24 protein-coding genes and 2 pseudogenes are annotated in these 26,958 nt (G+C 62.0%); 17 read left to right on the forward strand and 9 right to left on the reverse strand.

Annotated features, from left to right (window positions below; genetic code table 11):
* Window positions 1–9: 9 nt before the first annotated feature.
* The 3 genes from CABTHER_RS12410 to phaR are packed head-to-tail and all read right to left on the reverse strand — an operon-like array spanning window position 10 to window position 2,925.
* Window positions 10–831 (reverse strand): alpha/beta fold hydrolase, encoded by an 822-nt coding sequence (locus CABTHER_RS12410; protein WP_014101003.1) that lies wholly within the window; start codon window positions 829–831, stop codon window positions 10–12.
* Window positions 832–856: 25 nt separating this feature from the next.
* Entirely contained in the window at window positions 857–2,401 is a 1,545-nt protein-coding gene (locus tag CABTHER_RS12415; protein WP_014101004.1) for an acyl-CoA synthetase, read from the reverse strand.
* Window positions 2,398–2,925: a polyhydroxyalkanoate synthesis repressor PhaR gene (gene phaR / locus CABTHER_RS16145; protein ID WP_014101005.1), complete on the reverse strand. Its 528-nt coding sequence runs from the start codon at window positions 2,923–2,925 to the stop codon at window positions 2,398–2,400. Before phaR ends, CABTHER_RS12415 begins: the two co-directional genes overlap by 4 nt.
* Before the next feature lie 100 nt (window positions 2,926–3,025).
* On the opposite strand from phaR, the gene CABTHER_RS17475 reads away from it, so the two are divergent.
* The 9 genes from CABTHER_RS17475 to CABTHER_RS12470 all read left to right on the forward strand — a co-directional run bounded on the left by CABTHER_RS17475 (window position 3,026) and on the right by CABTHER_RS12470 (window position 13,412).
* Complete coding sequence (locus tag CABTHER_RS17475; RefSeq protein ID WP_014101006.1) at window positions 3,026–3,292, forward strand: hypothetical protein; 267 nt, start codon at window positions 3,026–3,028, stop codon at window positions 3,290–3,292.
* Between the two features lie 431 nt (window positions 3,293–3,723).
* Window positions 3,724–4,404: an NERD domain-containing protein gene (locus tag CABTHER_RS12430; RefSeq protein ID WP_014101008.1), complete on the forward strand. Its 681-nt coding sequence runs from the start codon at window positions 3,724–3,726 to the stop codon at window positions 4,402–4,404.
* Window positions 4,405–4,665: 261 nt separating this feature from the next.
* Window positions 4,666–6,789: a BACON domain-containing carbohydrate-binding protein gene (locus CABTHER_RS12435; protein WP_041569967.1), complete on the forward strand. Its 2,124-nt coding sequence runs from the start codon at window positions 4,666–4,668 to the stop codon at window positions 6,787–6,789.
* Between the two features lie 91 nt (window positions 6,790–6,880).
* Complete coding sequence (locus CABTHER_RS12440; RefSeq protein WP_014101010.1) at window positions 6,881–8,134, forward strand: hypothetical protein; 1,254 nt, start codon at window positions 6,881–6,883, stop codon at window positions 8,132–8,134.
* Complete coding sequence (locus CABTHER_RS16150; RefSeq protein WP_014101011.1) at window positions 8,131–10,002, forward strand: putative glycosyltransferase; 1,872 nt, start codon at window positions 8,131–8,133, stop codon at window positions 10,000–10,002. The genes CABTHER_RS12440 and CABTHER_RS16150 overlap by 4 nt, the downstream gene beginning before the upstream one ends.
* Window positions 9,980–11,119, forward strand: coding sequence for a radical SAM/SPASM domain-containing protein (locus CABTHER_RS12455; RefSeq protein WP_049787534.1), 1,140 nt, complete (start codon window positions 9,980–9,982; stop codon window positions 11,117–11,119). Before CABTHER_RS16150 ends, CABTHER_RS12455 begins: the two co-directional genes overlap by 23 nt.
* Window positions 11,120–11,141: 22 nt before the next feature.
* A complete protein-coding gene (locus tag CABTHER_RS12460; protein WP_014101013.1) occupies window positions 11,142–12,047 on the forward strand; it encodes a radical SAM protein in 906 nt (301 codons plus the stop codon).
* On the forward strand, window positions 12,025–12,906 hold the full coding sequence (locus tag CABTHER_RS12465; protein ID WP_014101014.1) for a radical SAM protein: 882 nt from the start codon (window positions 12,025–12,027) through the stop codon (window positions 12,904–12,906). Before CABTHER_RS12460 ends, CABTHER_RS12465 begins: the two co-directional genes overlap by 23 nt.
* Before the next feature lie 41 nt (window positions 12,907–12,947).
* The gene (locus CABTHER_RS12470; protein WP_014101015.1) at window positions 12,948–13,412 is read left to right on the forward strand and encodes a hypothetical protein; all 465 of its coding nucleotides are present in this window, start codon (window positions 12,948–12,950) and stop codon (window positions 13,410–13,412) included.
* 46 nt (window positions 13,413–13,458) lie between these two features.
* Here CABTHER_RS12470 and CABTHER_RS17755 read toward each other — a convergent pair.
* The 3 genes and pseudogenes from CABTHER_RS17755 to CABTHER_RS12480 form a co-directional block, all read right to left on the reverse strand.
* Window positions 13,459–13,746, reverse strand: a pseudogene (locus CABTHER_RS17755) (DNA adenine methylase); the annotation flags it as partial.
* Window positions 13,650–14,396: a DNA adenine methylase gene (locus CABTHER_RS12475; RefSeq protein WP_014101017.1), complete on the reverse strand. Its 747-nt coding sequence runs from the start codon at window positions 14,394–14,396 to the stop codon at window positions 13,650–13,652. The pseudogene CABTHER_RS17755 and the gene CABTHER_RS12475, both read right to left, overlap by 97 nt.
* An 84-nt stretch (window positions 14,397–14,480) precedes the next feature.
* The gene (locus CABTHER_RS12480) at window positions 14,481–15,770 is read right to left on the reverse strand and encodes an RNA-guided endonuclease InsQ/TnpB family protein (RefSeq protein ID WP_014101018.1); all 1,290 of its coding nucleotides are present in this window, start codon (window positions 15,768–15,770) and stop codon (window positions 14,481–14,483) included.
* A gap of 23 nt (window positions 15,771–15,793) precedes the next feature.
* Between CABTHER_RS12480 and CABTHER_RS16745 the strand changes: the two are divergent.
* Window positions 15,794–15,880 (forward strand): annotated as a pseudogene (locus CABTHER_RS16745) (IS200/IS605 family transposase); the annotation flags it as partial.
* Here the strand turns inward: CABTHER_RS16745 and CABTHER_RS12485 are convergent.
* The gene (locus CABTHER_RS12485) at window positions 15,850–16,809 is read right to left on the reverse strand and encodes a DUF6683 family protein (RefSeq protein ID WP_335334126.1); all 960 of its coding nucleotides are present in this window, start codon (window positions 16,807–16,809) and stop codon (window positions 15,850–15,852) included. The pseudogene CABTHER_RS16745 and the gene CABTHER_RS12485 overlap by 31 nt on opposite strands.
* Entirely contained in the window at window positions 16,754–16,948 is a 195-nt protein-coding gene (locus CABTHER_RS17100; protein ID WP_148264102.1) for a hypothetical protein, read from the reverse strand. The genes CABTHER_RS12485 and CABTHER_RS17100 overlap by 56 nt, the downstream gene beginning before the upstream one ends.
* A gap of 317 nt (window positions 16,949–17,265) precedes the next feature.
* On the opposite strand from CABTHER_RS17100, the gene CABTHER_RS12490 reads away from it, so the two are divergent.
* From CABTHER_RS12490 to CABTHER_RS12520, 7 genes are all read left to right on the forward strand, one after another.
* Window positions 17,266–17,766: a hypothetical protein gene (locus tag CABTHER_RS12490; RefSeq protein ID WP_014101020.1), complete on the forward strand. Its 501-nt coding sequence runs from the start codon at window positions 17,266–17,268 to the stop codon at window positions 17,764–17,766.
* A gap of 235 nt (window positions 17,767–18,001) precedes the next feature.
* The gene (gene cobN, locus CABTHER_RS12495) at window positions 18,002–21,922 is read left to right on the forward strand and encodes a cobaltochelatase subunit CobN (RefSeq protein ID WP_014101021.1); all 3,921 of its coding nucleotides are present in this window, start codon (window positions 18,002–18,004) and stop codon (window positions 21,920–21,922) included.
* The gene (locus CABTHER_RS12500) at window positions 21,906–22,829 is read left to right on the forward strand and encodes an ABC transporter substrate-binding protein (protein ID WP_041569970.1); all 924 of its coding nucleotides are present in this window, start codon (window positions 21,906–21,908) and stop codon (window positions 22,827–22,829) included. Before cobN ends, CABTHER_RS12500 begins: the two co-directional genes overlap by 17 nt.
* Before the next feature lie 38 nt (window positions 22,830–22,867).
* Window positions 22,868–23,467: a cob(I)yrinic acid a,c-diamide adenosyltransferase gene (cobO, locus tag CABTHER_RS12505; protein WP_014101023.1), complete on the forward strand. Its 600-nt coding sequence runs from the start codon at window positions 22,868–22,870 to the stop codon at window positions 23,465–23,467.
* 16 nt (window positions 23,468–23,483) lie between these two features.
* On the forward strand, window positions 23,484–24,608 hold the full coding sequence (locus CABTHER_RS12510; RefSeq protein WP_148264103.1) for a class I SAM-dependent methyltransferase: 1,125 nt from the start codon (window positions 23,484–23,486) through the stop codon (window positions 24,606–24,608).
* A complete protein-coding gene (locus CABTHER_RS16750) occupies window positions 24,530–24,967 on the forward strand; it encodes a YddF family protein (RefSeq protein ID WP_081464998.1) in 438 nt (145 codons plus the stop codon). Before CABTHER_RS12510 ends, CABTHER_RS16750 begins: the two co-directional genes overlap by 79 nt.
* 6 nt (window positions 24,968–24,973) lie before the next feature.
* Window positions 24,974–26,386, forward strand: a complete 1,413-nt coding sequence (locus tag CABTHER_RS12520; RefSeq protein ID WP_041569971.1) for a cobyrinate a,c-diamide synthase — start codon at window positions 24,974–24,976, stop codon at window positions 26,384–26,386.
* Between the two features lie 25 nt (window positions 26,387–26,411).
* Here the strand turns inward: CABTHER_RS12520 and CABTHER_RS12525 are convergent, their stop codons facing one another.
* Window positions 26,412–26,834, reverse strand: coding sequence for a secondary thiamine-phosphate synthase enzyme YjbQ (locus CABTHER_RS12525; protein WP_014101027.1), 423 nt, complete (start codon window positions 26,832–26,834; stop codon window positions 26,412–26,414).
* Between the last annotated feature and the right edge of the window lie 124 nt (window positions 26,835–26,958).

A 26,958-nucleotide genomic window follows, 5' to 3' on the forward strand; every position in this document is an offset into this window, starting at 1 on the left:
TGGCTGCCGTCAGGCGGGCACGCCTTCCAGGGGGCGGGCAAAAAAACTGGCCAGCGCAGCAGCGGTTTCCTGGGGTTTCTCGATAGGGAACAGATGTCCGGCGTCGGGGATGATGGCGGTTTCCGCGTGGGGCAGTTTGGCCTTGAGAAGCTCGACATTGCCGGGCGGCACCACCTGGTCGAGTTCCCCGGCCAGCAACAGGGTCGGGCAGGTAATGGCGCTGATGCGTTCCGCTGCGTCATGCGTCGCGCCAGCCACAAGCTGGCTCTGGAAAGCTTCGGGCGGCACGGGCGTCGTCAGCCGGTAGGCAATCAGGGCTTCGAGCATTGGCGGTTTGGCGGCGAGAAAGGCGGGTGCCACAGCGGTTTCCAGCCCCCGGCGGATGAGTTCCATCGGGTCGAGGTTCCGGTCGAGCATGAGAACGGCCATAGCCGCCGGCGTCGGCGGGATGGACTGCGGGCCGCCAAAACTCGTGCCGGCCAGAACGAGCTTCTGCACCCGCTCCGGCGCGGCCAGCGTCAATTCCTGCGCAATGAAGCCCCCCAGGGAATGGCCGACGACGATGACGCGGTCGAGCGCCAGGGCATCCAGGACGCCCAGCATGTCGGCAGCCATCTGGGCGGTGGTGTAGGGCCCGGCCGGTTTGTCGCTGCGCCCGGCGCCCCGGTTGGCTGGCATGATGAGCCGGTAATGGTCACGCAGGTAGGGTGCCACCGACTGCGCCCAGAACCATTCGTCATAGCCAAGGCCGGCAATGCACAGGACGGGCGGATACGGGCCGCCGGTGTCTTCGACATAGAGGTTGATCCCGTTGGTGGCCAGGTGGGGCATTGGCTGGTTCCTTTCCTGTGGTGTGTCAATGTGGTGCGTCCGGTCGGCTGAGTCGTGCCCGCAGCGTCACTTTGTCCACTTTGTGAGCGCCGGTTTTCGGCAGGGCTGGCAGGCGGATGAAGCGTTTGGGGACTTTGTAACCGGCCAGCCGGGCGCGGCAGAAGGCGGTCAGTTCGGCATCGGAGCGTTCTTCGGTCAGAACGACAAAGGCCACGCCGACTTCACCCCAGGTCGGATCAGGGACGCCCAGCACGGCGGCCTCGGCGACGGCCGGACATTCGTGCAGCACGCTTTCGACCTCGGCCGGATAGACGTTTTCGCCGCCGGAAATGAACATGTCCTTGAGCCGGCCGACGATGCGGAAGCAGCCGTCGCCATCACAGGTTGCCAAATCGCCTGTATGGAGCCAGCCTTCGGCGTCCAGTGCGGCGGCTGTAGCCATGGGATTGTTCCAGTAGCCTGAAAAAAGGTGCGGCCCGCGCAGGCACAACTCCCCCACTTCGTCGGCGGTGCAGGCGGTGCCGTCCGACCGCACAATACAGGCTTCGACGGACCAGAGCGGATACCCGACGGCGCCGGGTTTGCGGTGGACTTCGGCAGCCGGCAGCCAGAAGTTGTTGGGGCCGGCTTCGGTCAGGCCATAGCCGGTTCTGAAGGCGACGCCTTTGGCCCAGAACGCTTCAAACACGGGCATCGGGCAGGGGGCTCCGCCGCTGATGACAAAGCGGAGCCGGCTGAAGTCCGCCGTAGCCCAGCGGGGATGGCGCTGAAGCTCGATGAACATCGTGGGCACGCCAAAGAGGATCGTCACGCCGTGACGCTCGATGGCGTCAAAGGTTTGTTCCGGTGCAAACCCGCTGGCGACAATGCTCGTGCCGCCAATGGCGACGAGCGGTGCGGTGAGGACGTTCAGCCCGCCTGTGTGAAACAGCGGGGCGTCAAGCAGCGTCACGTCGTCGGGCCGTATGCCCCAGGACAGCACCGTATTGACGGCATTGGCAAAGATGGCGCGGTGGGAGAGGACGGCTCCTTTGGGTGTACCGGTGGAGCCACCGGTGTAGCAGACCACCCACGGGGCTTCGGGTGTGATGGGCGGCGGGGGCATTCGGGTCGTGGGACAGGCAGCACGTTCGCCAAAGGCAATGGACGTGGAATCGCGGTCATCGAGACTGACGCGCTGAAGCCGGTGCGCCTGGGCCAGTTCGGTGGCGGTTTCACCATGGGCGGCGTCGGCGAGGATGGCAACCGGGGCGGCGTCGGCCACAAGTGTGGCCAGTTCGCGCCGGCTCAGCCGCCAGTTGAGGTTTTGCAGGATGCCGCCGAGTTGTCCCAGGGCGAACCAGACATCGAGGTAGGCGATGCTGTTGCGCGCCAGGACGGCAACGCGGTCGCCGGGGCGGACGCCCAGCCGGTTGTGCAGAAAGTGTGCCGTTTGATTGACGCGCTCGAACCACTGGCGATACGTCACCGACGCATAGTCCTGCGCGGCATCCCGCAGCGCGATGCGGTCGGGGGAAAGCCGCGCACGAATGGCCAGCCAGTCAAATGTCGGAGCCGGGAGAACAGTCATGACGGGGAACGACGGCTTTTGCGCTCCGTCTGGCGCCTGGGTTGGTCTTTGGATTGGTTTTTGGACTGGCGTTTGGCCGGACGTTTGGCAGACAGCCGGGCCGGCAGTGGCGCTGGAGCGGGACTGGCCGCGTCCGCGTCCGGGCTGCTGAGGCCGGACATGGCCGCGCCGAGGTTGAGCCATTCCCGGAACCGTCGGTCAAATTCCTGGCGCGTCTTGATATAGGCTTCGAGACTGGCCGTGAGGTAGTTCTGAAAGAAGTCCTGGAGCATTTCCCCCTGCAGGCGGATGAGTTGCAGCAGGAAGGACACCGGCAGCAGGTTTTGGCGCAGTTTTTCTTCTTCGAGGATGATGTTGACGAGCACCGGCTTGGTGACATCTTCGCCGGTGCGCGAGTCCACGACGCGAATATCGTACCCTTGGCGGATGATGTCCACCACGTCCTGGCTGGTCAGATACCCCCCGGAGGCCGTGTCATAGAGCCGACGGTTGCCGTAGCGTTTGATGATACGTGTGTCAGGCATAAGCATGGGCGCGTCATGGGCTGTTTTACGCAATTGCTTGATGCGCGTCAATACCTGTCTTTGAAATTGCTGCAAAAAGACAGGTTGTTGTTTTGTGCTGATGCGAAAAACGGCCGTCTCCGGCAGTCTGCCAGCCATTGTCGCGGCAGAGGTTGGTGATGACCGTGGCAGTGTGTCGGTGGGTAAGCATGGGTTGGCCGGGGCTGGCAGGGCCATTCAGGCAGGGATAGCGAACTTGACCTGGCCGCAGGTGAACGGGGACAACGACCTCGCTCACCTCAAGTCCCGCAGTGACTCCTGGAAGGTGCGGCTTGGCAAGGAAGACTTTTTTCCCCTGATGTTCGGGGCGGAACCGGGAAGGCCATAGCAACGCAGCCGATGCTTTTGTCGCTTGTGTCATTGCATCGTGTGATTGCACATGATGCCATGATGCATTGAGACATGAAGCAGTCCGAAACACTGGTTGCGCCGGTAGCCAGGGACCAGGCGCAGCAGGATTTTGTAGCAGTGGGTGTGGTGGTGTAGCTTGGGGCTTACGATTTGGCTTTAGTTGCGGAACTCGAACACAGCCGGGTGGCCAGGGATGTGGGCGGACTGTGCTGCGCCGGGAGGTTTTCATTTGTGAAGAACCCCCCAGAAACTGGAACTTACAAGATTGAGGAGATAATAAAATTACCTGAGATGACATTTCGAGTATTGGGAACCCAAGATTCGGGCAGGATTGTAGAATAAAAAATACGGGTTAATTTACTAAAAGCAAATAACCCAGAATCTCGTCCTAAAAAGTGACCTATTTTTATGAAGATTAATATTTTCAAGATAAATCAATTCGTCTATTATAGAGCAGACTATACCAAGAAAGAGCTTGAGCATGTTTATTCAGGAGCTGAAGCACTCTGCAAGTCACTAAACCCAAAAGATACAAGTGGTAAAGTAAGAACACAGTCGGAGCAACTGGTAAAGAATTTCGGAGGACTAATTTCTGAAAAGCTTGTTTCTGATTTACTGGAAAAGGAAGCAGTAGAAAAAGGATTATCGTTTATCATAGACAACTCGGTATTATCGAAAAAAGATTCAGAGGACTATCAGATTGACCATATCGTCAGGTATAAGGACAAGGTGATCACCATAGAAACGAGGTCTTCCTTTGCGTACCGCACCAGTTCGCCTGACTCAGTCATTTCACGGGCGTTTTCAATTATTGGACCGTACACTACAAATCAAAAACACAGTGAGGATGTCAAGGATTTTTATGCATTTATTTTCTTCTTCTGTGAACCAGATACATTACTAGGCAGGTATAAAAATAATGGGGAAATCTCGGTTTACTTTGCCGGCGGGGCATCTCGTGAAATGATGTTCGATAGTCGAATTTCTTCTGTTACCAATCTTAATATGGAGGACGCATCTTATAGAGTCATAAAGCCAATTACCAGAGGTCTTGACGCCGAGAAATTTATGGAGAGTATTTTTTCCTGAGCCGTACATTTTCCTGGTCGCCTATGACTGAAAGTTTTTTAAATCAAGCAGATGACTGAATCCCGAAATGATGAAGATCAATTTCTGTGTTTGACACTCACTTTATGTCGTAAGGTTTTTTGTCCAAAGCTATCCCATACCTCTAGCAGGGCAAAGTACGTTTGCCGATAGTACGTCCAGGTTAGGTACAGCGAGATTTCAGATTTCTGGATAAATAGCAACCAGGTAGGGGTTACACGGGCAATGTGCAACAGGCAGTCGGTGGAAGCTTTTTCAGTATGGATTATTTTTCTTCTGGCAATGTCAGCCGGGCAGGTTTTTGGGCAGGCTGGGGCAGTGGATGGCACGTTCAATCCGGGAAGTGGTGTCAATGGCGCTGTCTATGCCGTGGCCGTGCAGGCTGATGGGAAGCTGGTCATTGGCGGGGAATTTACAGCCTTCAACGGCGTACCACGGAGCAACCTGGCGCGGCTCAATGCCGATGGTTCACTGGATACGACCTTCGCACCCGGTAGCATTACGGGAGAGGTGGAGGCGCTTGTTGTCCAGTCCGATGGCAAGGTGGTCATCGGGGGGGATTTTTCCAGTGTAGCTGGTGTGTCCCGCCGAAACCTGGCCCGGCTCAACCCCGACGGCTCTCTGGATACGGGGTTTGTGGCTGATGCCGATAACACTGTCTATGCCCTGGCACTTCGCAGCGATGGGAAGCTGCTCGTCGCCGGAGATTTTATTGCTTTGGCAGGCCAACGGCGGGAGCGGATCGCCCAGCTCGAACCCAACGGTACTCTGGATACCGGCTTCAACCCCAATGCGGCCGCTAACGGCACCATTTTTGCATTGGCTCTCCAGCCTAACGGGCGCATCTTAGTGGGTGGCGCCTTTACCCAGGTCAATGGAAGTCCCCGTAGCCGGTTGGCGCGCCTGACGCCAGATGGGGGGCTTGACATGACCTTTTCACAAAGCGGTCCGATGGATGGCACGGTGCTGGCGCTGGGGGTTCAGCCTGACGGGCGCATCGTTGTAGGTGGCGCCTTTCGTTTTGTCAGTGGCATCGAGCGCAACGGGATTGCCCGTCTGGAACCCGGTGGCGCGCTGGACACATCGTTTGGCGCATTGGGCGGTGTGGGGGGACGGTTGCTGCCGACGGTTCATGCGGTGGGCCTTCAGCCGAACGGGCGCATTCTTGTCGGCGGCGACTTCACAACCATCAATGGAACGCCGCGCAACTCTGTCGCCCGGCTCAACGGGCTGGATGGTTCGCTGGACACCGGCTTTGACATTGGCAGCGGGGCCAGCAGCGCCGTTCTGGCGTTGGCGTTGCAGGCCGATGGCCGGATCATCCTGGGCGGGACGTTTACGACCTTCAACGGCACGCCCCAGGCCGGTATTGTTCGTCTGCTTGGCGATGACCCTGGGTGCGCTTCATCGGTGTTGCCAGCGGTGACAAACGTTTCGGCACTGGGCGGGGAAGGGGTTGTGACAGTAACGGCTGCCGGAAGCTGTACCTGGCGTGCGGTCAGTGATGTGCCCTGGATCACGGTCCTGAGCGGGGCGACGGGCAGTGGGAACGGAACGGTGACGTACCGGGTGGCGGCCCACCGGGGACGTGCGCGGACGGGGACGCTGACCGTTGCGGGGCGGACTGTCACGGTCAATCAGGCCGTTTCAGCTTTCGAGACCGTGGGGCTGTTCCGCCGGTCGGATGGCTTTTTTTACCTGCGCAACAGCCTGACGAGCGGCTTCGCTGACCTGTCCTTTTTCTTCGGGCAGGGGAATGACATCCCGCTGTCCGGCGATTGGGACGGCGACGGCACCACGACGATTGGCGTGTTTCGGATCGTGAGCGGAGCGGCAACGTTCTTTCTCAGAAACAGCAACAGCGCCGGCTTTGCCGATGTGTCGTTTTCGTTTGGCGCGCCGGGAGACATCCCGGTGGTCGGGGACTGGAATGGGGACGGCCGGGATACGGTGGGCGTCTTTCGCAATGGCGTGTTCCTGCTGCGCAATACCAACAGCGCCGGCATGGCGGACAGCATCGTCAACTTTGGCCTCGGCACGGATGTACCCGTGGTGGGTGACTGGGATGGCAACGGCACGACGACGGTCGGCTGTTACCGCCGTGCGAACGGCTTTTTCTACTACCGCAATGATTTGCTGTCGGGCGTGGCCGAAGGGGCACTCTTTTACGGGCTGGCGGATGATCTGCCCTTTGCCGGCGACTGGGATGGCGACGGGCGGGATGGTATTGGCATCGTCCGTCTGACCGAGGGCAGTTGGCGGTTTTTCCTGAAAAACGAGCTGAGTCCCGGCTTTGCCGATGTGTCGTTCAACTATGGCAATGTGAATGACCTGCCGGTGGTCGGGAACTGGAACGGGCGGCCGTGAGCAACCGCCTGCGGGAGCTTGCCGGAAACCGGCTTTTGCCGTAGGGTTCAAATGTACCATTTCTCACTTTTCTTTCTGGGGCGGCCTTTCTGTGTACGTCAGCCAATTTCTCTCTCTGGCCCGGCAGCGCCGGACGGAACTGCAACAGGCGCTGGCGGCGCTGCCCACGGAACTCATGGGGCGGCACGAAGCACGTGGGAAAGCTCTGGAGCAGCTCCGGGAACAGACACTCGATGCGTTGGCCGAGGTCAACCTGCCGACTCTTGACCAGGCAACGCTCGACGCTGTGGAGCGGTTTACCGGTTACGGGCGGTTTCGCGGACTGAACCTGGCGGCCCATCTGGCGGCCGAGCAGGAGCGGCTGACACAGCGCATTGCGGCCATCACGGCGGATGAGCGGTTTATCCGGCGCGAGGAATTGCTCGATCCGACGGCCGGTGTGTTGACCCTGCGCGCCAAACAGGCGCGGGATGAACTGACGCTCATCGAAAGCGGCCTCCAACGCTACGAGCGGGAGCCGGGTTTTCTGGATTTGTACCGGCGCGGCTACCGGACGCCGAGCTACCGGCAGAGCGCTCTGACGTTGCAGTACTACAAGGACTGGAAGCGGGGCGACGAGATCACGGAAAAGTTCGGCTGCAAGGCGTTTTCCGAAGTGCGCGCGGCCTATGAGAACCTGCTGCGGGGGAAAGCCGTCTGTCAGCAGACACTGAACAGCATTGAAAAGAACATCCGGCAGGTGCGCGAGCTGATTACCGAACTCAACACAGCGCAGCAGCGGTTGAGCCATTTGCCACAGGCCGTTCTGGGGGACTTCCGCCGGATGCTGCGGGAGCATCTGGCGCTGGCCGACCGGAAGCAACTGTTTCAGTGGGCCGGCGGGGATCGCGTCCGCGAGTCGCTGATCAAACGGCTCGATGGGGTCGAGAAGCAGATGACTTATACCAAGTCCATGGCGGAACACCGTCTCCAGGAGGAGCGGCGTTACCTGTCCGGGCAGTTGACCAGGCTGGACCGGAAAATCACCAAGTATTCCCGTCCGAAGTATGCGAACGCCTGGATTCCTCCCAATGAGGCACAGGTTTGGTTGCGCGATCCACGGGAGCGCCTGGCCGCGCAACGGGCGCGCTTCTGGCGCCAGTATGACCGCGTGGCGACCTATGATCGCTACGACCGGTATGATTTCGCGGCGGACATGCTGTGGTGGGACGTGATGACAGACGGGCGGCTGGATGGAAACTTCATCCCGGAAGTCTATGAGTACCGGCAGGCGCATCCGGGCTATACGTATGTGCGTCCGCCGGAGCCACAATACAGCTACTACCAGGGAATGGATGTGTCATGACGCGGCCGCTCAAAGTCGTGGCCTATGCGGTCAACGGGGCCGGTGTGGGGCACCTGACGCGCGTGCTGGCGATATTGCGCTGGATGCGCCGGCTGGCGCTGTGCGCCGGGCGGCGGCTCGACGTATATGTGCTGACCACATCCGAGGCCGGGGCGTTGGCGTTGCGCGAAGGGGTGGCCGTTTTCAAGCTGCCAAGCAAGACGGCGGTGCGGGCGGCCGGGTTGCCGAAGGAGGATTATCTGCGGCTGGCGCGGCAGTGGGTGTGGCACAGTCTGGGGCTGCTCCAGCCGGACCTGCTGGTGGTGGATACGTTTCCCGGTGGGACGTTTGGCGAACTGGGTCCGGTGCTGGATGTGCCGGCGCGGAAGCTGTTTGTGTGCCGGGAAGTGAAGGCGGGCTTTGATGCGGCGGGTTTTGCGGCGTGGTTGCCGTTCTATGACCGGATTGTGGTGGTTGGGGAGGGCGGGGCGGTGCGACATTCGTCTGATAACGATTTTGATTTCTCTGCACCGGCCGACTCGTTTGCCGACTCGTTTCTGGAAGAACCACTGGAAGACCCGTTTCCGGGTGTGACGGTGGATGAAACCACGGACCGGAACCTGCCGGTCAAAGGCCGGGGAGCGCCGGCTGCGGGCGAAAGCGTGGCTGACGCCGGACAGGGCGGATGGCTTCCGTCCGGGCCAGTGGTGTCCAACGGGGTTGTCTTTCCGGCAGCCGTCCGGTCGCGGGTGCGGCGTGTTCCGCCCATCCTGCTACGCGAACCGGAAGAACTGCACGATCGCACAACCGCGCGCCAGCGGCTGGGGATTCCCGACGGGGCGCTGGCGCTGTGGCTGAGCGCTGGCGGTGGCGGGGATGCGCTGGCCGAGCGAACGCTGACGGCGCTGATTACGGCCCTGGAACCACTGGATGACCTTCACCTTGTCGTAGGGGCAGGGCCGCTGTTTACCGGTGCGCCCCGACGGGGAAGGGGCATCACCTGGCTGACGGAGCCGCTGGCGGTGGAGGATTTTGCCGGGCTGGACGCCGCCATTTCGGCCGCCGGTTTTAACGCCACGCACGAACTGCTGGCCGCCGGGGTGCCTACGGCGCTGTTTGCCCAGGAAAAGATTGCCGATGACCAGCCCGCGCGGGTGGCGCGGCTGGCTGCCGCCGGCGCCGTGCTGCCGCTGCTGCTCAATGCGGATGGAACGCCGGACGCCGCCGGGTTGGCCGCCATAATAGCCGATTTGCGACAGCCGGAAGTCCGGGCGCGGTTGCGGGCGCAGTCCCAGTCCGTCGTGGCGTTGGGGGGCGCGCGCCAGGCTGCCTGGTATGGGTTACAACTCGTTCTCGACACCGGCGAACTCCAGGCCGCAACGGCACGGGCAACTCCGCGTCTCTGCCGCTGGCTGGAGCAGCGGCGACCCGGTGCGGAATCCTGTGCGCAACTCTGGACATTGACGGCGGCCATCACGGATGGGGATGAGCTGGCCGAGTGGCTGGAAGCCATCCCGGAGGGGATGACACTGGATGATCTGCTCACCTTTCTGCGACGTTTACCGTGCCTGGGGGATGTGGCCGATTTCGACCGGGCCTTCGGGTTGTGGCGGCGTCTGGCGGGGGCGCTGGCGTCGGTGGGGGATGAGCGTGCCCGGACGGTGTTTCTGCGGCAGATGCCATGGTCGCGCCGGGCCACGGCCGAAGATCAGGTGCGGGTTCTGACGACGTTTCTGACAGCAGTTGATACGGCTGGGGAAAGTCTGTACCGGGGGTTAGCGGTGCTGGAGCGCCATACGGCCGGAGCCGAATCTGACCCATGGCAATGGCTGTCGGCCGTTTTGAAGGCGGCCGAGGAGGTGCGTCATGGACATAGCGCAGGCGCGTAAGCGGCGGTGGGCAGGTCTGGCAGTGGGGAAGACCGTGGTTGGGCCGCAGACGGTACATGTGGACCTCGCCAACGGCTGCAACACAAACTGCACAACCTGCTGGGACCATTCGCCGCTGCTGACCACACCGCGCCCGACGGCCTGGAAGCGGAAGCTGTTTGACTTGGAGCGATTTCGGGCCCTGGCGGCCGATCTGGCTGGGATGCAGTCCGTCGAGTCGGTCATTTTGTCAGGAATGGGTGATCCGTTTGTCCATCCGGGGATATACGACATCATTGCCGAGTGCAAACGCTACGGGTGGCACGTGACCATCCTGACCAATGCGCTGCTGGCCGATCCCGACCGGGTGGCGGCGCTGGGTGTGGATGCCATGCTGGTGTCGGTCAATGGCGTGAGTCCGGCATCCTATACCGCGTTTCATCCCAACCTGCGGGCGAGCGATTTCGCGCGTCTGGAATGGCTGCTGACCCGGTGGCGGCAGTTGGGGGTGGCGGTCAAGCACGTTCAGGTCATCAACCGGGATACGGCTGCTGAGCTGGTGGACATGGTGCATTTCGCGGCGCGGCATGGGGCGCGGCAGGTGACGTTCAAGCTGGCCAGCCTGGGGAATGGCACGGAAGCCTGTGCCATTACGGAAGCGCAGCGGGTGGAACTGCGGGAGCAACTCGTTCCGGCGGCGCGGGCGGCGGCAGCGGAATTGGGTGTAGTGACGAACCTGGAGGTTTTCGCCCAACAGCTTACGGCCGGAGGACTGGCGACGACGCCCATCGAGGAAGTGGGGTGTTTTATGGGCTGGCACTACGCGCGGATTACGGTTGAAGGGGCGCTGCTGTACTGCTGTGCGGCGACGTTGCAGGTCGGGCACCTGGACTGGGGGCCGTTTTCGGAGCAGTGGTTTGGGGCGGCGTGGGAGGCACTGCGGGCATCGCTGCGGGCCGGGCAGTATGCGCCGGCGTGTCGGCAGTGTGGGAAGTTCAACCAGAACGTCAAGCTGGCGGCGAAGGTTCGGGAGCGGTTTGGGATGGCAGTGTATGCGTCCCTGACCGGTCGTTCTGCAGGACAAGCGTCTGATAACGTTGAGGGAAGGAACGGCACGGCCGGTCATAGGTTAGGTTAGGTAACGCTGCTTAGGCGACACCATGGCTAAGGTGAACATCATGCCGCCGCGTCCAACCATCGAATGGCAAACCAACGGTGTGTGTAACTACGACTGTTCGTACTGCATACAGTCACGCCGCTATCGTCAGGGGCACCCGTCCGACGCCGACATCGAACGCTTCCTGGCATTTTTTGCGACGCTGCCGGGCGTGTGGGAAATCAAGATGTCGGGCGGGGAGCCGTTCGCCTTCCGGGGCTTTATGCAGCATATCGTTCCCGGTCTGGCGGCGTTGCCACACCGGGTTTCGGTACTGACCAATTTTTCAGCGCCGCTGACCGTGCTGCGGCGATTTGTGGACCTGGTGGGCGACAAACTGGAAGTTTTCTCGGCAAGCCTGCACCGGGAATATGTGGATGTCGCTGACTTCATTGCGAAAGCTGTCACGTTTCGGGGATGGCTGCGCCCGGAAACGGCATTTGTCGTCAACAACGTGCTCGTGCCGGGAACCGTCAGCGAACTGGCCGCAGTCAGGGCCGCCGTGGAAGCTGCGGGGCTTAGGTACTTTCCCCAGGTGATGAAAACCAAGCACGGCGTTTACGAGTATGACGCGGTGGAAGCCGCCCTGGTGCGCGCGCTGACCGGAGCACACCCGACGGCGCGGGAAGCCAACATAGCGCCTTCCTACCGTGGACGGCGCTGCTGGGCGGGGGCGGCCTACTTCGTCATTGACCAGTTTGGCTATGCCTTTTCCTGCCGTACGGCAAAGCGTTTCGGGGAAGGCTACCTGGGCAACGTGCTTGACGGCAGCTTTCGCCTGAAAGCCGGCCCGGAAGTGTGTCCGTACGATATTTGCCCCTGTACAGTCCCGGCCAACCGGGGCATGATTGAAGGGCTTGCAACGCCCGAAAGCGGAGGTGACGCGCATGGCGACCGACACACGGGATGATGCCGGATGGCCGGTACCGCCGCGTCCGCCGGAAGGCGTCGTGATGTGGAACATCAACACGACGTGCAACTACCGCTGCTCATACTGTACGCAGCGTTTTCTGGATGACCGGACCCGCTGGGCGCGCGATACGCCACGCTTTCTGGAGGGCTTCCGGCGGTTGCCGGGACGCTGGGAAGTCAAGCTTTCGGGCGGCGAGCCATTTCTGCACCCAACCCTGATGGACATCGTTGCCGGCCTGGCCGAAATGGGACATCACGTGAGCGTTGTGACGAACTTCTCGGCCGGCATTGAGAAGCTTGACCGGTTTCTGGAGGCGGCAGGAGCGGCGCTGCGGGTCTTCTCGGCCAGCCTGCACCGGGAGTACGTGGCGACGGAGCAGGAAGAAACAGCCTTCATTGAGAAGGCGCGTCATGTGATGACGCGGCTGCCGCCGGGGGCGAGCTTTCACGTCACCTGTGTGGCCACACGCGCCAACCTGCCCGTTCTGCCGGAACTGGTACAGCGTTTTGCCGCCGCCGGGATTCGCCTCAAGGTGCAGCCTGAAAAGCAGCAGCGGGATGTCATTGCCTATACAGCCGGGGAGCAGGCGCAGATTCTGGCGCTGGGCGGACACAACGGTCTGGGGATGATTGCGCCTTCGTTTCAGGGGCGGCCCTGCTGGGCAGGGGCCTATGCCTTCACGCTTGATGACCGGGGTGCGGCCTGGCGGTGCTATCCGGCGCGGCGGTACCGGCAGGAGTATCTGGGGAACTTTCTGGATGGCACGTTTGCGCTCCGTGAGACAGCCCAGCCGTGCCAGTATGCCTATTGCAACTGTACGGTCCCCATTGAGCGGGGGATGATGACGCGTTCGTGAACCGGTAACGTCCGCTTGGACAGAAAGGGCAGGGTGAGGGCATGAAGTTCAAAACGTTTCTGGCGCTGGTCATCACGGGCGGGCTGGTGTTGTCAGCCGTTATTATCGGGTCCTGCGTGTGGCTTCTCCGCCAACCGGCAAGACAGGAGGTTGTGTCGCGTCCGGTTGTGTCTCCACCGCCAGCGTCGCCGTCGCTGCCTGCGCCAACGAACACATTCGGGTTGCGTCCGGTGGATCGTGACCTGCTGGAGGCGCTGCGCCGGCCGGTGACGGGCGACCGCATCAAGGACGCCTTTCCCGGTCGGCCGTATAAAATCACCCTTTACTGCGACAATCCGGGAGCGGGCTGGAATCGCGCCAAGATTGACCTCAACCGCAACAACCGGTGGGATGAAAAGATCACCATCGTCAACGGCGAGCCGACAAAGCGCCAGGTGGCATCACGGGATGATGAAAACTACGACCTGGAGTACCGCTGGCGCGGCGGCCAGTGGGTGGCCAAATAGGGATGGCAACCGGCATTTACTGTAGGGGCAACTTCCGGAGTTGCCCCTACCATATTTCTGCATTTTGTGGGCAGCACGGATAGTTGGTAATCAGAAGCTCACTGATTTTCCCACGTTTTTCGCCATTGGAGTTGATGGCGCGGCCGGCCGAAACCCTGAAGACGTTATATCCCGGATAGATACGCTCAAAGAAGCTGTCGTCCGGGTTTTCATTCGTCGGGTCGGAATTGGAAAGCATCAGGCGGGCGTTTTTTTCCCGGTCCAGCCGGCGGAAAAATTGGGCCAGGCGGATTTGCTCAGCATCAGAAAAACCGCCGCCGGTGTAGGTGGTGAAACTGGCCGTCCGGCTGAGTGGACGATAGGGCGGATCAAAATAGACAAACGTGCTTTCGTTGGCCTTGGGCCAGCACTCCGTGTAGAGTCAGCCTGCCGTATTTCCGCCTTTTGCAGGGCGCGTGAGGCAGCCAGCAGGTTTGCGGCATCACAGATAACGGCGGTTTTGTATTTCCCAAACGGTACGTTGAAGGCTCCTTTCGAGTTGAGACGAAAAAGACCATTGAAGCAGGTCTTGTTCAAAAACATGAGCTGTGCCGCCCGCTGAACCCAATGAGCAGCGCACGTTGCATGGTTGATGTCAAACCGGCTTTGGTTGAAAGCATCGCGTACGGCCAGAAACATATCCCGGCGTTGTTCTTCCGGGGTTCGATCATATTCCTTTTGGTATCTTTCCAGAACCTCCAGCAATTCAGCCGGGCGCTGTTGCACCGCCTGATACGTCAGAACCAAATCCCGGTTGATGTCTGAAAGCCAGGCGCTTTTGATGGGGTAACGCCGGGCGATGGCAAAAAACACCGCCCCGCCGCCCAGGAAAGGCTCGACATCATGCCTGATGCGACCGGCTCGCAGGTCACTTGGGTAGTAGTTTTGATCCAAGAGTTGGCTTTTTCCGCCTGCCCATTTCAGAAAGGGCCGCGCTTTCAGCATGGCTTCGGTTACAAACGACGGGAAACGACCAATCTATAACTGTTGACGTCCTCCCCGCCCTAAAGGGCGGGGATCCTACCACAACTACGCACGGATCGCTCCACGCGCCGTCGTCTCGGCGGGTTCCTGCTTCCGACTGCCTATGCAGTTCGATCCACAGGCCATCCGGGCTGACACAGGCAGCCAGTCCACCTGCATCCCGACCAAAGCGTTGGCCGTGTCCTGCCCTTCGTCCCGCAATAGTTGTATCCCGCGAGAAAGGATGTTGATCGCACCAACAACGTCGGCGTTATTCTCATAGCCGCACGCCACGCATACGAACCGGGCTTGGGTCTGGCGGTTGTCCGCCGACACGTGGCCGCAGCCTGGGCAAGTGCGACTGGTGTTCTGCGGCGGCACGGCAATGAGATGGCCGCCTTTCCACGCCAGCTTGTAGTCCAGTTGGCGGCGGAACCCGTACCAGCCCTGGTCGAGAATGGATTTGTTCAGGCCGGACTTGGCCCGAACGTTTCTTCCCGGCGCATCTGCCGTGCCTGCCGCCGACTTGGACATATTACGCACCTGCAAGTCCTCGATACACACCATCGCGTGGTTTTTGCTGATCGCGGTCGAGGCCTTGTGCAGGAAATCGCGGCGGGCGTTGCCGATGCGGGAATGGATGCGCTGGACGCGGGCTTTCGCCTTCTTCCAGTTGTTGCTGAACTTGACCTTGCGGCTCATGGCTTGCTGCGCTTTGCGCAGGGCAACCTCATGCCGCTTGAAGCTGTTGAGGGGTGCGTAGAACGTGCCGTCCGAGAGCGTAGCGAACCGGGCAATACCCATGTCGATGCCGACCGCGCCACCCTGCGGGATGGCCTGCTCGACCTCTCGCTCGGTCTGAATGGAAACGAACCACTTGCCGCCGCTCAGGCTGACGGTGACGTTGCGCAGATCGCCCAGCACTTTCCGGCTGTTGCGATAGCGCAGCCAACCGAGCTTGGGCAAAAAGATACGGCTATGGCCCTGATCGAGTTTGATTTGCTTGGGGTCGGGATAGCGGAAGCTGTCCGACCGCCCCTTCTTCTTGAAGCGCGGAAAGTCGGCGCGTTTGGCGAAGAAGTTGCCGTAGGCGCGCTCCAAGTCCTTGAGTTTCTGTTGCAGCGGGTGAATCGGTGCATCGGCCAGCCAAGCCGTCTCTGCGCTATTGCGCCACTCAGTGAGCAGCTTGCACAGCCCGGCATAGCCGAGCTTCTTCTCGCCACGCTCGTAGCGCTCCTTCTGCAAGGCCAATGCCTTGTTGTAGATGAACCGGCAAGCGCCAGCGAAGCGGCGCATCTGCCGCTCCTGCTGGCCGTTTGGCATGAGTTCGAATCTGAAGGCCTGGAGGCGTTGCATAACCGCAATTATACTCTTGGTCTATGGGTGATGACAACGACATTCGACATGGGCGGCACTGTGTTTTCAAGTTGCACGTTCACGTGGTCTTTTTGGTGAAATACCATCGTGCGCCAGTACATCGAGCAGCAACAGACACCGCACTGAGATAAACCCAAAGGACGGCTCCGCCGTCTGCGCTATCCTTCCCCGCCCTGAACGGCGGGGCTTGCCGCGCATCCCGGTCACGGATGGCCAGCACCAAGTCACGGAATTCCTCGGCTGACTGCCCGGTGAAGGATTCCAGATTGGCGCGGGCCTGCTGCCGGAGACGTTCACGCTCGCGTCCGGCCGCCGACGTATATTGCGAGTACATCGCTGTTGCCAGAATGGCCAAGGATTCAGCCAGCAGTTGCCGCTCGCGGTCGCTCGAAGCCACAAAATCCTGATCTTCTGTCAGGATGCCCTGGAAAAGCTCATACAGCGCATAAGGTACGCCGGGCGGCATCGGCTGGCCGAAAACGACGGTGTAGTGGTTGTTGAGGTACACCGCAATCGCCGAGCCGACATCTTCAACGGGCCAGCCCTGCTCGACCAGACCACGGCGGTACTCCCGCAAGGCTTCCTCATAAAAGCGGCGTACCTGAAGCGGATCGCCATCGGCTTCCTGGGCCAGAATCTCCGGGGCAAGCATATCCGCCACGGGACGGTAACTCGTGACACTGCGGCGCGGGCCGCGCTGTGGGGCATTGGGGAGCGTCGTCCCGCGGCGTGTCACCGGGCGGTCGGAAAAAATTGCCCCGGCCCGCTCCTCGTAGGTGTGCATCTTCTCCCGGGCCGGGCGTCCGTTGATGGTCGGCCGGCGGCCGACCCGCTCGTAGTCATACCAGTCAGGGTTGGCCGGAGGGCGGGAAGCCGGCCGGCTCTGCCCTAGCACCCAGATAACGCCACCCAAAACCATCCACAACCCAAGAACAACACGGCATACATTCAGCATAGGCACCTCACCACAGGAAAAGCACGATTCCGGGCACAGCCAAATGCCACATGGCTTTGGCATCCCGGACACCCACCGGCGGCGGCACACCGTTGTCGCCGCCAGGCAGAGTGACAACCGCCGAATACGACTTACTGATAACGTTTATCCATAGTGTCTTGCGAAATGCCGATAACATGCTTTTTTTCTGCGCTTTTTTCACGCTGAATCTTGTTCTCAATGCTGAGAACATACTTCAACTATTTTGATGGGCAATCCGATAACGTGCATGGAGAGGGAGAGTGGGGCTACCAAGGCCAGCCTACTGGAAGTGGGAGAGGAGTCCAACTCAGCCGGGGAATACCGGAAAGGCGACTCAGGTCTGCAATTGTTCACTGAACAATTGGCATCATCGAATTGCGCGGGAAACCCCGGCGTTGAGGCCGGGGAGGGATGGCGCGGAGGCGCTGCCAGACGTCCTGGTCGAGTTCGGCGGTGGCGGTATCGGTCCAGTAGTCTCCGTGGCGGACGAGAGCGGGGATGGCGGCGAGCTGGGCGGCAATGGTTTCCGCCCGGTGGGGTGTGCCCGGCGCGGGTGCGCATCATCTGTCCGAGAGTGATCAGTTCGAGGTGGGGGGCTCCGGGGGTGCCACGCCACATGGTGAGCGTCTGGAGCCATTGTACTGGATCATCTTCCCGGAGGGCTTCCCGGGAGTGGTTTTCTTCCTGCTGGAAGGCGCCGCCCTGTCCATGTACAGCCCGCCACCTCACCTGCCAGCCCCTTCCCTCGACCAAGCTGAAATCCACCCGGTTGTCTTCGAGCGGTTCAAAATCCAGAACGCCATCGCCTTCCGCCCCGACGCCATCCTCCTCACAGGGGTGGTGACCGTTGACGATGGGCATTCTTACGGGGAAGCACATGACCAGGGACGATTCCTGCCATTGCACCCCGAACAGGGTAACGTCCTGAAAAAGCTGGACCGCCCGGATTTCTACCAGGCCCTGGGCCGGTACCTGAACGACTGGAACAGGCCATCCTGAAGCGGTGGTTTCCAGACGGGACATCCAGAACGTGTGCGGCGATGTGTCGGCACGTGTCACCCGCAGGACGAACTCACCCGCCTCGCAGCCCGGACGGTCACTTTATGTCGCGGACACCCGCCGACGTTGGCTTGATGACCCGGCCCAACTTCGCATAAAACCCGGCCACGAACCAGGCCCGCCCTGGTAAAGCCGACCCGGAAACCGGGAACCCTTCACAGTCTGACCTTTCAACATGGGGATTTACCACCCGACGAATCCCGGCGGGACGCCGCCCAAATCCAAATCGTCGCGGTACACCGTTGTCGCCGCCGGGCAAAGTGACAACCGCTGCCGTGAAGCGCACGACAACCCCTACCGGCTGCGGCCGGATGTCGTCTTCATCTCCGCCTCTGATACCGAGCTGACGGTACTGGAAGCCGCCCGGGCCCAACTGCCGGATGGCTTCCCACCGCTGCACATGCACCCCAGCTACGCCCTGCAAACACCGGCCGAAGTGGCGGCGTTTCTGTCCGACATCGCTCCCACCGCCCGCCTGGTGATTGTCCGCATCCTGGGCGGACGGGCATACTTTCGGGAAGGCTTGGAACAGTTGCGCGCCATGCACCACCGAACGGGCGTGGCACTGCTGGCGCTGCCGGGGGATGACCGGCCTGATGCTGACCTGGCCGACTACACGACGGTTGCGCCGGAGGTAGCCGCGAGATTCTTTGCCTACTGCGTCGCTGGCGGCAGCGCCAACTATGCCCAAGGGCTGCGGTACTTGTCCGATCAGGTGCTGGGCACCACCTTTGACGCCGCGCCGCCGGCCGCCATGCCGCTGTGTGGGTTGTACCACCCCGACGCGGCCGACCTGGAAGTGACCGCGACACTGGACATCGAAACCTTCGGCCGCCACCACTGGCGCGACCCAACCGCACCGTTGGTGGGTGTACTGTTTTACCGGGCCTACTGGCAGAGCCGCGATCTGGCCGTTGTGGATGCGCTCATACGCGCGCTCGAAGCCACTTCCTGCCGGGTGCTGCCGGTCTTTTGCTACAGCCTGCGGGAGCTGGCGCCGGAAACACTGGCCGCTTACTTCGGGCAGCCTGGTCAGGCCCGGGTGGAAGTCATCGTGAGTCTGGTCAGCTACGCCCTGGCTGAAATCGGCCACGGGCCGCGCGGCCCACAAGCTGCCGGAGCCACCCTGGAAGCCCTGGTCAATCTGGGGATTCCTGTCATCCAGGGCCTTACGGTACGCGAGACACTGGCCGCCTGGGAAGCCAACCCGGCCGGATTGTCGCCGCTCGATGCCGCCATGAAAGTCGTCATGGCGGAGTTCGACGGACGGATTATCTCGACCGTGGTCGGCGTTCAGGAGCCAACCCCTTCCGGTGCCGGCCGCCAGAAACCCATTCCGGGGCAGGTGGAGCGGCTGGCTGCCTTCGCCGCCCGGTGGGCGCGGCTGCGTCGCCTGCCCAACCACACGAAGCGGCTGGCGATTGTGCTGACGAACTTTGCCAACCGCAACGGACGGGTCGGCAGCGCCGTCGGGTTGGACACACCGGCTTCCGTCCTCAACCTTCTGCGGGCGCTGCGCGCACGGGGCTACCACGTCGGCGAACTGCCGCCGGACGGCGACACCCTTATGGCGGAACTGCTGGCCCGGGGCGGATACGAAGCGCCCATGCTTTCCGCAGAACAGAAACCATCGGCAGCGCACTACCGCACAGTGGACTACCAGGCGTGGTTTGCAACCCTGCCGGCGGTGTGCCAGGCGGAACTCCGGGCAACCTGGGGCGAGCCGCCGGGCCGCGTCATGGTGGAAGGCGATGTGGGCTACATTGCCGGACGGCGCTACGGAAACGTTCTGGTGCTCATTCAGCCGCCGCGTGGGTACGGGGAAAACCCAAGGGCGATCTACCACAGCGGGGAACTCGTCCCGCCGCACCATTACCTGGCCGTCTATCACTGGCTGCGGTCCGTGTTTGGTGTGGATGCGATCATCCACTGCGGCAAGCACGGCACGGTGGAATGGCTGCCGGGCAAGTCGCTGGGGCTGTCCGACCGGTGCTACCCCCAACTCGTCCTGCCGGATACGCCGGTGCTGTATCCCTTTCTGATTGGCGATCCGGGTGAGGGGCTACAGGCCAAACGGCGGTGGCAGTCCGTTCTGGTCAGCCACCTGCCGCCGCCCATGACGCAGGCCGAAGCCGACCAGGAAGGTGAACTGGCTCCACTTCAGGGGCTTCTGGCGGAACTGGCACGTGCCGACCAACTCGACCCTGACAAACGAAGCCTCATTGTGGACGCCATCTGGGAAGCCGTCGTAGCGGCCAACCTGCACCACGACCTGGGCTACACCGCCCGGCCGGACGAAGACGCCCTGCCGGCGTTTCTGAAAAAACTCGACGGCTATCTCTGTGACCTGGGGGAAATCCAGATTCGTCACGGACTGCACATTCTGGGGGAAGTCCCCGCTGGCGAACGGCTGGTGGACTTCCTCTGTGCGCTGGCACGGCAGGGAGGGACTTCCTGCCTGGGACTGCCGGCAGCGCTGGTGCGCGACCTCAACCTGCCGGCCGACCTCCTGACCCTTCCGGCCGAAACGCCGTGGTCCCCGGCGGCGACACCACCCTCCCTGGCGGTGCTCAGTGACACTCCCATCACCACGGTCGGAAGGCTGCGGCGGGCCATAGACGCCGCTGTACGGAACCTGGTCTGGCAGTTGGCTGAACGGAACTTTGCGCCGATGGCCGTGACCGACCTGACCGGAGAGAAACCGGAGACGCAACGCACACTGACGTATCTTGTAGAAGACATCCTGCCCCGGATACGGCAGGCGCCGGAGGAAATCCGCAACCTGCTGGATGCCCTCGAAGGGAAGTCCATTCCACCGGGTCCCAGCGGCGCGCCAACCCGTGGCCGGGTGGACGTGCTGCCCACCGGGCGGAACTTTTATGCCGTGGACATCCGCGCCGTTCCTTCCCGTTTTGCCTGGCAGGTGGGACGACAACTGGGGGACGCACTGCTGACGACATACGTCCGGCAGCAGGGACGTTTTCCCGAAGTCATCGGCCTGACGCTGTGGGGAACGGCCAACATGCGTACCCAGGGCGATGACCTTGCCCAGGTGCTCTGGCTGCTTGGCGTCGAGCCGGTATGGAATGTGACCAACCAGCGCCTGGCCGGTCTCCGGCTGCTGCCGGTCGAGCAGTTGCAACGCCCGCGCATTGATGTCGTCGTCCGGGTTTCCGGCTTTTTCCGCGATGCCTTTCCCAACCTGCTGGCGTTGCTCGATGACGCTGTCAACCTGGCCGCCGAAGCGGATGAACCGGACGAATGGAACTACGTCCGCAAGCATGTCCGGGTGGAGGAACAGCAGCGGATTGCCGCCGGTACACCGCCCGAAGTGGCCCGCCAGCAGGCGCGTTTCCGGGTTTTTTCCAACCGGCCCGGTGTCTATGGCGTGGGGATTCTGGCCGCCATCGCCGAAGGCGCTTGGACGAGCCGCGAAGACCTGGCGCAGATTTACCTGCGCTGGAGTGGCTACGCCTACACGGCGGGCGAGTATGGCACACCGGCCGAAACCATCCTGGCGGCGCGACTGGCGGCCTGCGAAGTCGTGGCCCAGAATCAGGACAACCGCGAGCATGACATTCTTGACAGCGATGACTACATGCAGTTTCACGGCGGCATGGCGGCCGCCGTCCACAACCTGCGCGGGGAACTGCCGCCGACTTTGCTGGGCGACTCGTCTGATCCGGCGCGGCCGCAAGTGCGCTCACTTGACGAAGAACTGCGCCGGGTCCTGCGCGCACGGGTGACGAATCCAAAGTGGCTGCGGGCCATTCAGGAACATGGCTACAAGGGCGCCCTCGAAATGGCCGCCACCGTGGATTACCTGTTTGGGTACAGCGCGCTGACCGGTCTCGTCGCGGACTGGATGTATGAGCGGGTTGCCGAGGCATACCTTTTTGATGAAGCGGCTGCCGCGTTTCTGCGCCGGAGCAATCCCTGGGCACAGCGGGACATCGCTGCGCGGCTTCTGGAAGCGGCCCGGCGGGGGCTGTGGGCGCAGCCGCCGCCAGCGGTACTACGTCGTCTGGCCGCCGTCCAGGCAACGGCTGAAGAAGCCATCCAGCAGGCGGAGGTGAACTGTGACCGGGAGACATAACGCGCAAGGGAACTGGTCACGGACGGCCACGGCCGTTGCGGCTGTGACAGCCGTCGTGTGGCTGGGCACTGCCTGCCAGTCCTTTCGTGCGCCGGCCGACAACCACCGGCCGGCTGCACACACAACCGCGCCCAAGCCACAACGCATCGCCTCACTTTCGGTTGGTACGGATGAAATCCTCTGCGCGCTCGTGCCGCCGGAACGGATCGTCGCGCTGTCAAAGTACGCTGCCGACCCCGAAGTGAGTTACGTGGCTGATACGGCCCGCCGGATTGGTGTCTTTGTCGAACGGGAGCCGGAGCGGATTCTTTCGCTGCGGGCCGATCTGGTGCTGCTGGCGCGCTACACCAAAGCGGAACTGCGGCAGGCCGTCGAGCAGACCGGAACGCCAACCGTGGTCGTCGAGGATTTCCGGTCACTGGCTGACATTGAAAACAACCTGCGCCGGATCGGGCAGACGGTGGGCGAACCGGAGCGCGCCGAGGCCGTGATTGCCGACATGCGGACAAAACTGGCTGAGGCGCGGGCCGGGCTGCGTCCCGACCGGGCCGGGTGGCGGGCGCTGTACCTGATGCCACCGCTGATGGTGGCCGGGCGCGATACCATGGCGGATGTGAAACTGACCGCAGCGGGCCTGCGCAATGCCGCTGCGGACCTGACCGGCCACGTGGCGCTTTCGGCCGAGGCCTTGCTGGCGCGTGACCCGGATGTCATCTTTGTGGCGACGGGACTGGCGGCCGACCGTGGCTTCCGGGAACAATTGCTGGCCGACAAGCGGTTGGCCAGCCTGAGTGCCATTCGGAAACGGCGCGTCGTGGCGCTGCCGTCACGGTCGCTGCGGACGGTATCGCACCACATTGCCGACGCCGTAGGTGATATTGTTCGTGCCGTCAATGCCTTGCCGTAGCCGGTGTGCTTGGCAGGGCCAAAGGGAAGGGGGCTGTCATGACAGACGAGGCACAGCACCGGGCGCAGATGGCGCGCAAAAAGGCCCTCCAGGACGCGCGCATCGCGCAGGCTACCCAGGAAAAAGGGCTGATCATCGTCCACACGGGCCCCGGAAAGGGAAAAACCACGGCGGCGTTGGGGATGGTGTTTCGGGCACTGGGGCACGGGATGCGGATTGGCATCGTCCAGTTTACGAAGGGGGCGCGGGAGAGCGGGGAAGCTGCCTTTGCCCGGGAACTCGCCGGCCGGGTGGATTTCTTTGCACTGGGCGAAGGTTTCACCTGGGAAACCCAGGATCGGGAACGCGACCGCGCCGCGGCTGAACGTGCCTGGGCCAAAGCCTGCGCCCTGATGGAAGACCCGCACTACGATCTGGTGGTGCTCGATGAACTCAACATTGTCCTGCGCGATGACACGCTGCCTCTGGAACCGGTCATGGAAAAGCTGCGGCAGAAACGTCCGGCGCTCCACGTCGTCATCACCGGGCGCAGCGCCCGCCCGGAGCTGGTCGAGCTGGCCGATCTCGTCACCGAAATGAAGCTTGTCAAACATCCGTTCCGCAGCGGCATCAAGGCGCAGCGGGGCATTGAATTCTAGCCGGTAGGCTTCGCTGATGATTTCTCTGGAAAGCCCATCTGCAACCCTCTCCACTCTGGCTCCGCGTGCCGTGGGCGCATCGCCATGCCAACTGTGCGGCAACCCTGAAAGCGTTGTCCTGGCTAACCGCGGCCGCCATGGGAAACCTCTCCGAACGGTGATCTGCCTTCAGTGCGGGCTGGTCTGGTCAGACCCGCTTCCCCATAACCCCCGTGAGTTCTACACACAACACTACCGCCTCCACTACAAAGGCACGTACACGCCCAAACCAAAGCATATTCTGCGCGCCGGCAGGTTGGCACTGGCACGCTGTCAGACCATCCGGCATCTGCTGCCGACCCCACAGACGATCCTGGATGTGGGTTCCGGGGGAGGGGAGTTCATCTATCTGCTTCACAAACTGGGTCACACCGTGCAGGGCATTGAGCCAAACCGGGGTTATGCGGAATATGCCGAAAGTGAGTATGGGCTTCAGGTCCATATCGGCTTTGCTCAGGATGTGGCCTTGCCGGAAGAACACTTTGACCTGATCACGATGTGGCACGTCCTGGAGCATACCGAACGACCGGCCGAAGTCCTGTTGAAACTGCACCGGCTGCTGAAGCCCAGCGGGATACTGGTTATCGAAGTGCCGAATGTTGAGGCGACCTGCCAGGCGCCCCAAAACACCTTTCACGAAGCCCACATCTTCAACTTCAACCTCTCAACGCTGCAAAAGCTTGCTGAAAAAACAGGCTTCACCGGGATTGGTCAACTGACCTCCGACGATGGCGGGAACATCACCCTTTTTGCCCGGAAAAACGCAGAAAAAAACGGCGCTCCGGCGGCGCTTGCGATTCCGGGAAATGCGGAAAGCATCATCCGCATTGTCCGGGGACACACGCCGTTGAAGCATTACACAACCGCACATCCCTATCGCCGGTTGTGGCATCGCCTCCGGCAGTATTTTGCCGAGCAGTACGGGACACGCGATTTCACCAGCGGCAAGGCCCTGCTTGACCAGCTTTATGCGCCCACCATCCGCCGGCACGTACACCACGGCACACCGCATCAGGAACCAGCATGTCAAACCCCGCCGATGACCCGGTTCAGGAACCAGGTCACAGCCTACATGAGACACCACATCAGCCGGCAGGTCTGACAACTCCGTCGAACCGGCCGTCGGGGCGTCTCCTGTTTCTCAACGCCAGCATTCTCACCGCCTATGGTGTTTATCGCTACGAGCCGGTGACACCGGAAGCGGCACGGCAGCTCATTGCCCGGTTTCGCCAGGCGGGACGGACGCTCTACTCGGCCGTCGGGCATCGCGCCACAGCAGCCTTGATGACCCGGCTGCTGGGCATTGACGTGCCGTTCAACCGGGTCACGGTTGAGCATCTGGCAGGCGAGTCGGCGATTGTGCTACGCCTCAATCAGCGTCCACCGGAAGGAGTGGTGCTTTCCATCGCCGACATCGAAGCCATCGGCTATGAACTCGGTCTGGTGACCCGTCTTGAATAACGTGCCGTGAACCCTCCCAGAATCATCATTGCCGCGCCGGCCAGCGGTCACGGCAAAAGCACTGTCGCCACGGGACTTATGGCCGCGCTGGCAGCAGACCGGCGCGTACAGGGGTTCAAAGTCGGCCCCGACTATATTGACCCGATGTACCACACGGCGGCCACGGGGCGGCCCTCACGCAACCTCGACGCCTGGATGCTGCCGCCGGCTGCGGTGCAACTGGTGTTTGCGCGGGCGGCCGCTACGGCCGACGTGAGCATCATCGAGGGCGTCATGGGCTTTTTTGACGGCGCCGGCAGCGATCCGCTCGCTGGCAGTACAGCGCAGATGGCGCTGTTGCTGGCGGCTCCGGTCATTCTGGTCGTGGATTGCAGCCACATGTCGGTCAGTGCGGCGGCGGTTGTCCACGGCTTTCACACGTTTATGCCAAAGGTCAATATCGCTGGCGTCATCTGCAACCGGGTTGGCGGGGAGCGCCATGCCGCATGGCTGCGGGAGGCCATCACGCAGTACGGCGTTCCAGTACTTGGCTGTCTTCCGTACCTGCCCGACCTTGCCATACCGGAGCGGCACCTTGGGCTGTTGACCGTCGAGGAACGGCCGCATGCGGTACAGACCTTCCTGGCCGGGGCGCGGGAAGCCATGGCGCGTTATGTTGACCTGGAAGCGGTCGTAGGCCTGGCTGAAGCCGCGCTGCCGCTACCGCTGCCGGACAGCGCCGGCCCACTGGCTGCGGCCCTGGCCGCGGCTTCGGATGGCGTGGTTCGGATAGGTGTCGCCCGTGACGAGGCGTTTTGTTTCTACTATGCGGACAATCTGGACGCGCTGCGGGCCGCGGGTGCGGAGGTCGTGTGGTTCAGTCCGTTGCGCGATGCCGTTCTGCCGCCCGGTATCAGCGGGCTGTATTTCGGCGGTGGCTATCCTGAAATTTATGCCGCCGCCCTCAGTGCCAACCGTCCGTTGCTGGCGGCCGTTCGGGAAGCCCACGCCCAGGAGATGCCGATCTACGCCGAGTGTGGCGGGTTGATGTATCTGACCGAGGCGTTGGAAGATGCCGAAGGGCAGCGCCATCCGATGGTTGGCCTTGTTCCCGGTGCCTGCCGGATGGAGCGCCGGCTGGTCATGGGCTACCGGGAAGTCAGGCTGGCTGCCGACGGACTTCTGGGCGCGGCCGGACAACGGCTGCGGGGGCACGAGTTTCACTACTCGACGTGGCAGCGCCCGGAAGGAGCGCCGCCGGCCTACGTCATTGAGCCGCGTCATCCGGCAGAACAACCACGCGCCGAAGGGTTTGCCAGCGGCTACCTGCATGCCAGCTACATTCACCTGCATTTCGGGCAGGATGCGCGGCTGGCCGCACAGATGGTGGCCCGTTGCCGCCTGTGGCAGGAAAGCCGGGGGCGGGCGCAGCGTTCATGAGAGCCGGGAACCGGGGCGCAGGCAGTCACTCGCCGATGACCTTGACGAGCACCCGCTTGGGCCGGTAGCCGTCAAACTCACCGTAAAAAATCTGCTCCCACGGGCCGAAATCCAGTCGTCCGTTGGTGATGGCGACGACAACCTCCCGTCCCATGATCTGGCGCTTGAGATGGGCATCGGCATTGTCTTCGCCGGTGCGGTTGTGGTGGTAGTGGTTCGGGTCCGGGTTGAAAGGCGCGAGCTGTTCCAGCCACACGCCGAAGTCGTGGTGCAGGCCGGCTTCGTCGTCGTTGATGAAGACGCTGGAGGTGATGTGCATGCTGTTGCACAGCACCAGCCCTTCCTTGACGCCGCTGCGCCGCACAATTGCCTCAACCTGGGGTGTGATGTTGACGAAGGCCATTTTGGAGGGAAGGTTGAAGGTCAGGTATTCCGTCAGGGATTTCATACGCAGTCGCACCCTTGTGTGAGTTTGTCCGGCATGATTGCTGATGTGCTGCCGGTGGCCATGATCCTGGGCCGTGTGACAGAAGCAAGGGACGGCGCGCCGTACAAAAATCTGAAAGTACGCG

Origin of the sequence: Chloracidobacterium thermophilum B (assembly GCF_000226295.1) — a bacterium.
GTDB lineage: Bacteria > Acidobacteriota > Blastocatellia > Chloracidobacteriales > Chloracidobacteriaceae > Chloracidobacterium > Chloracidobacterium thermophilum.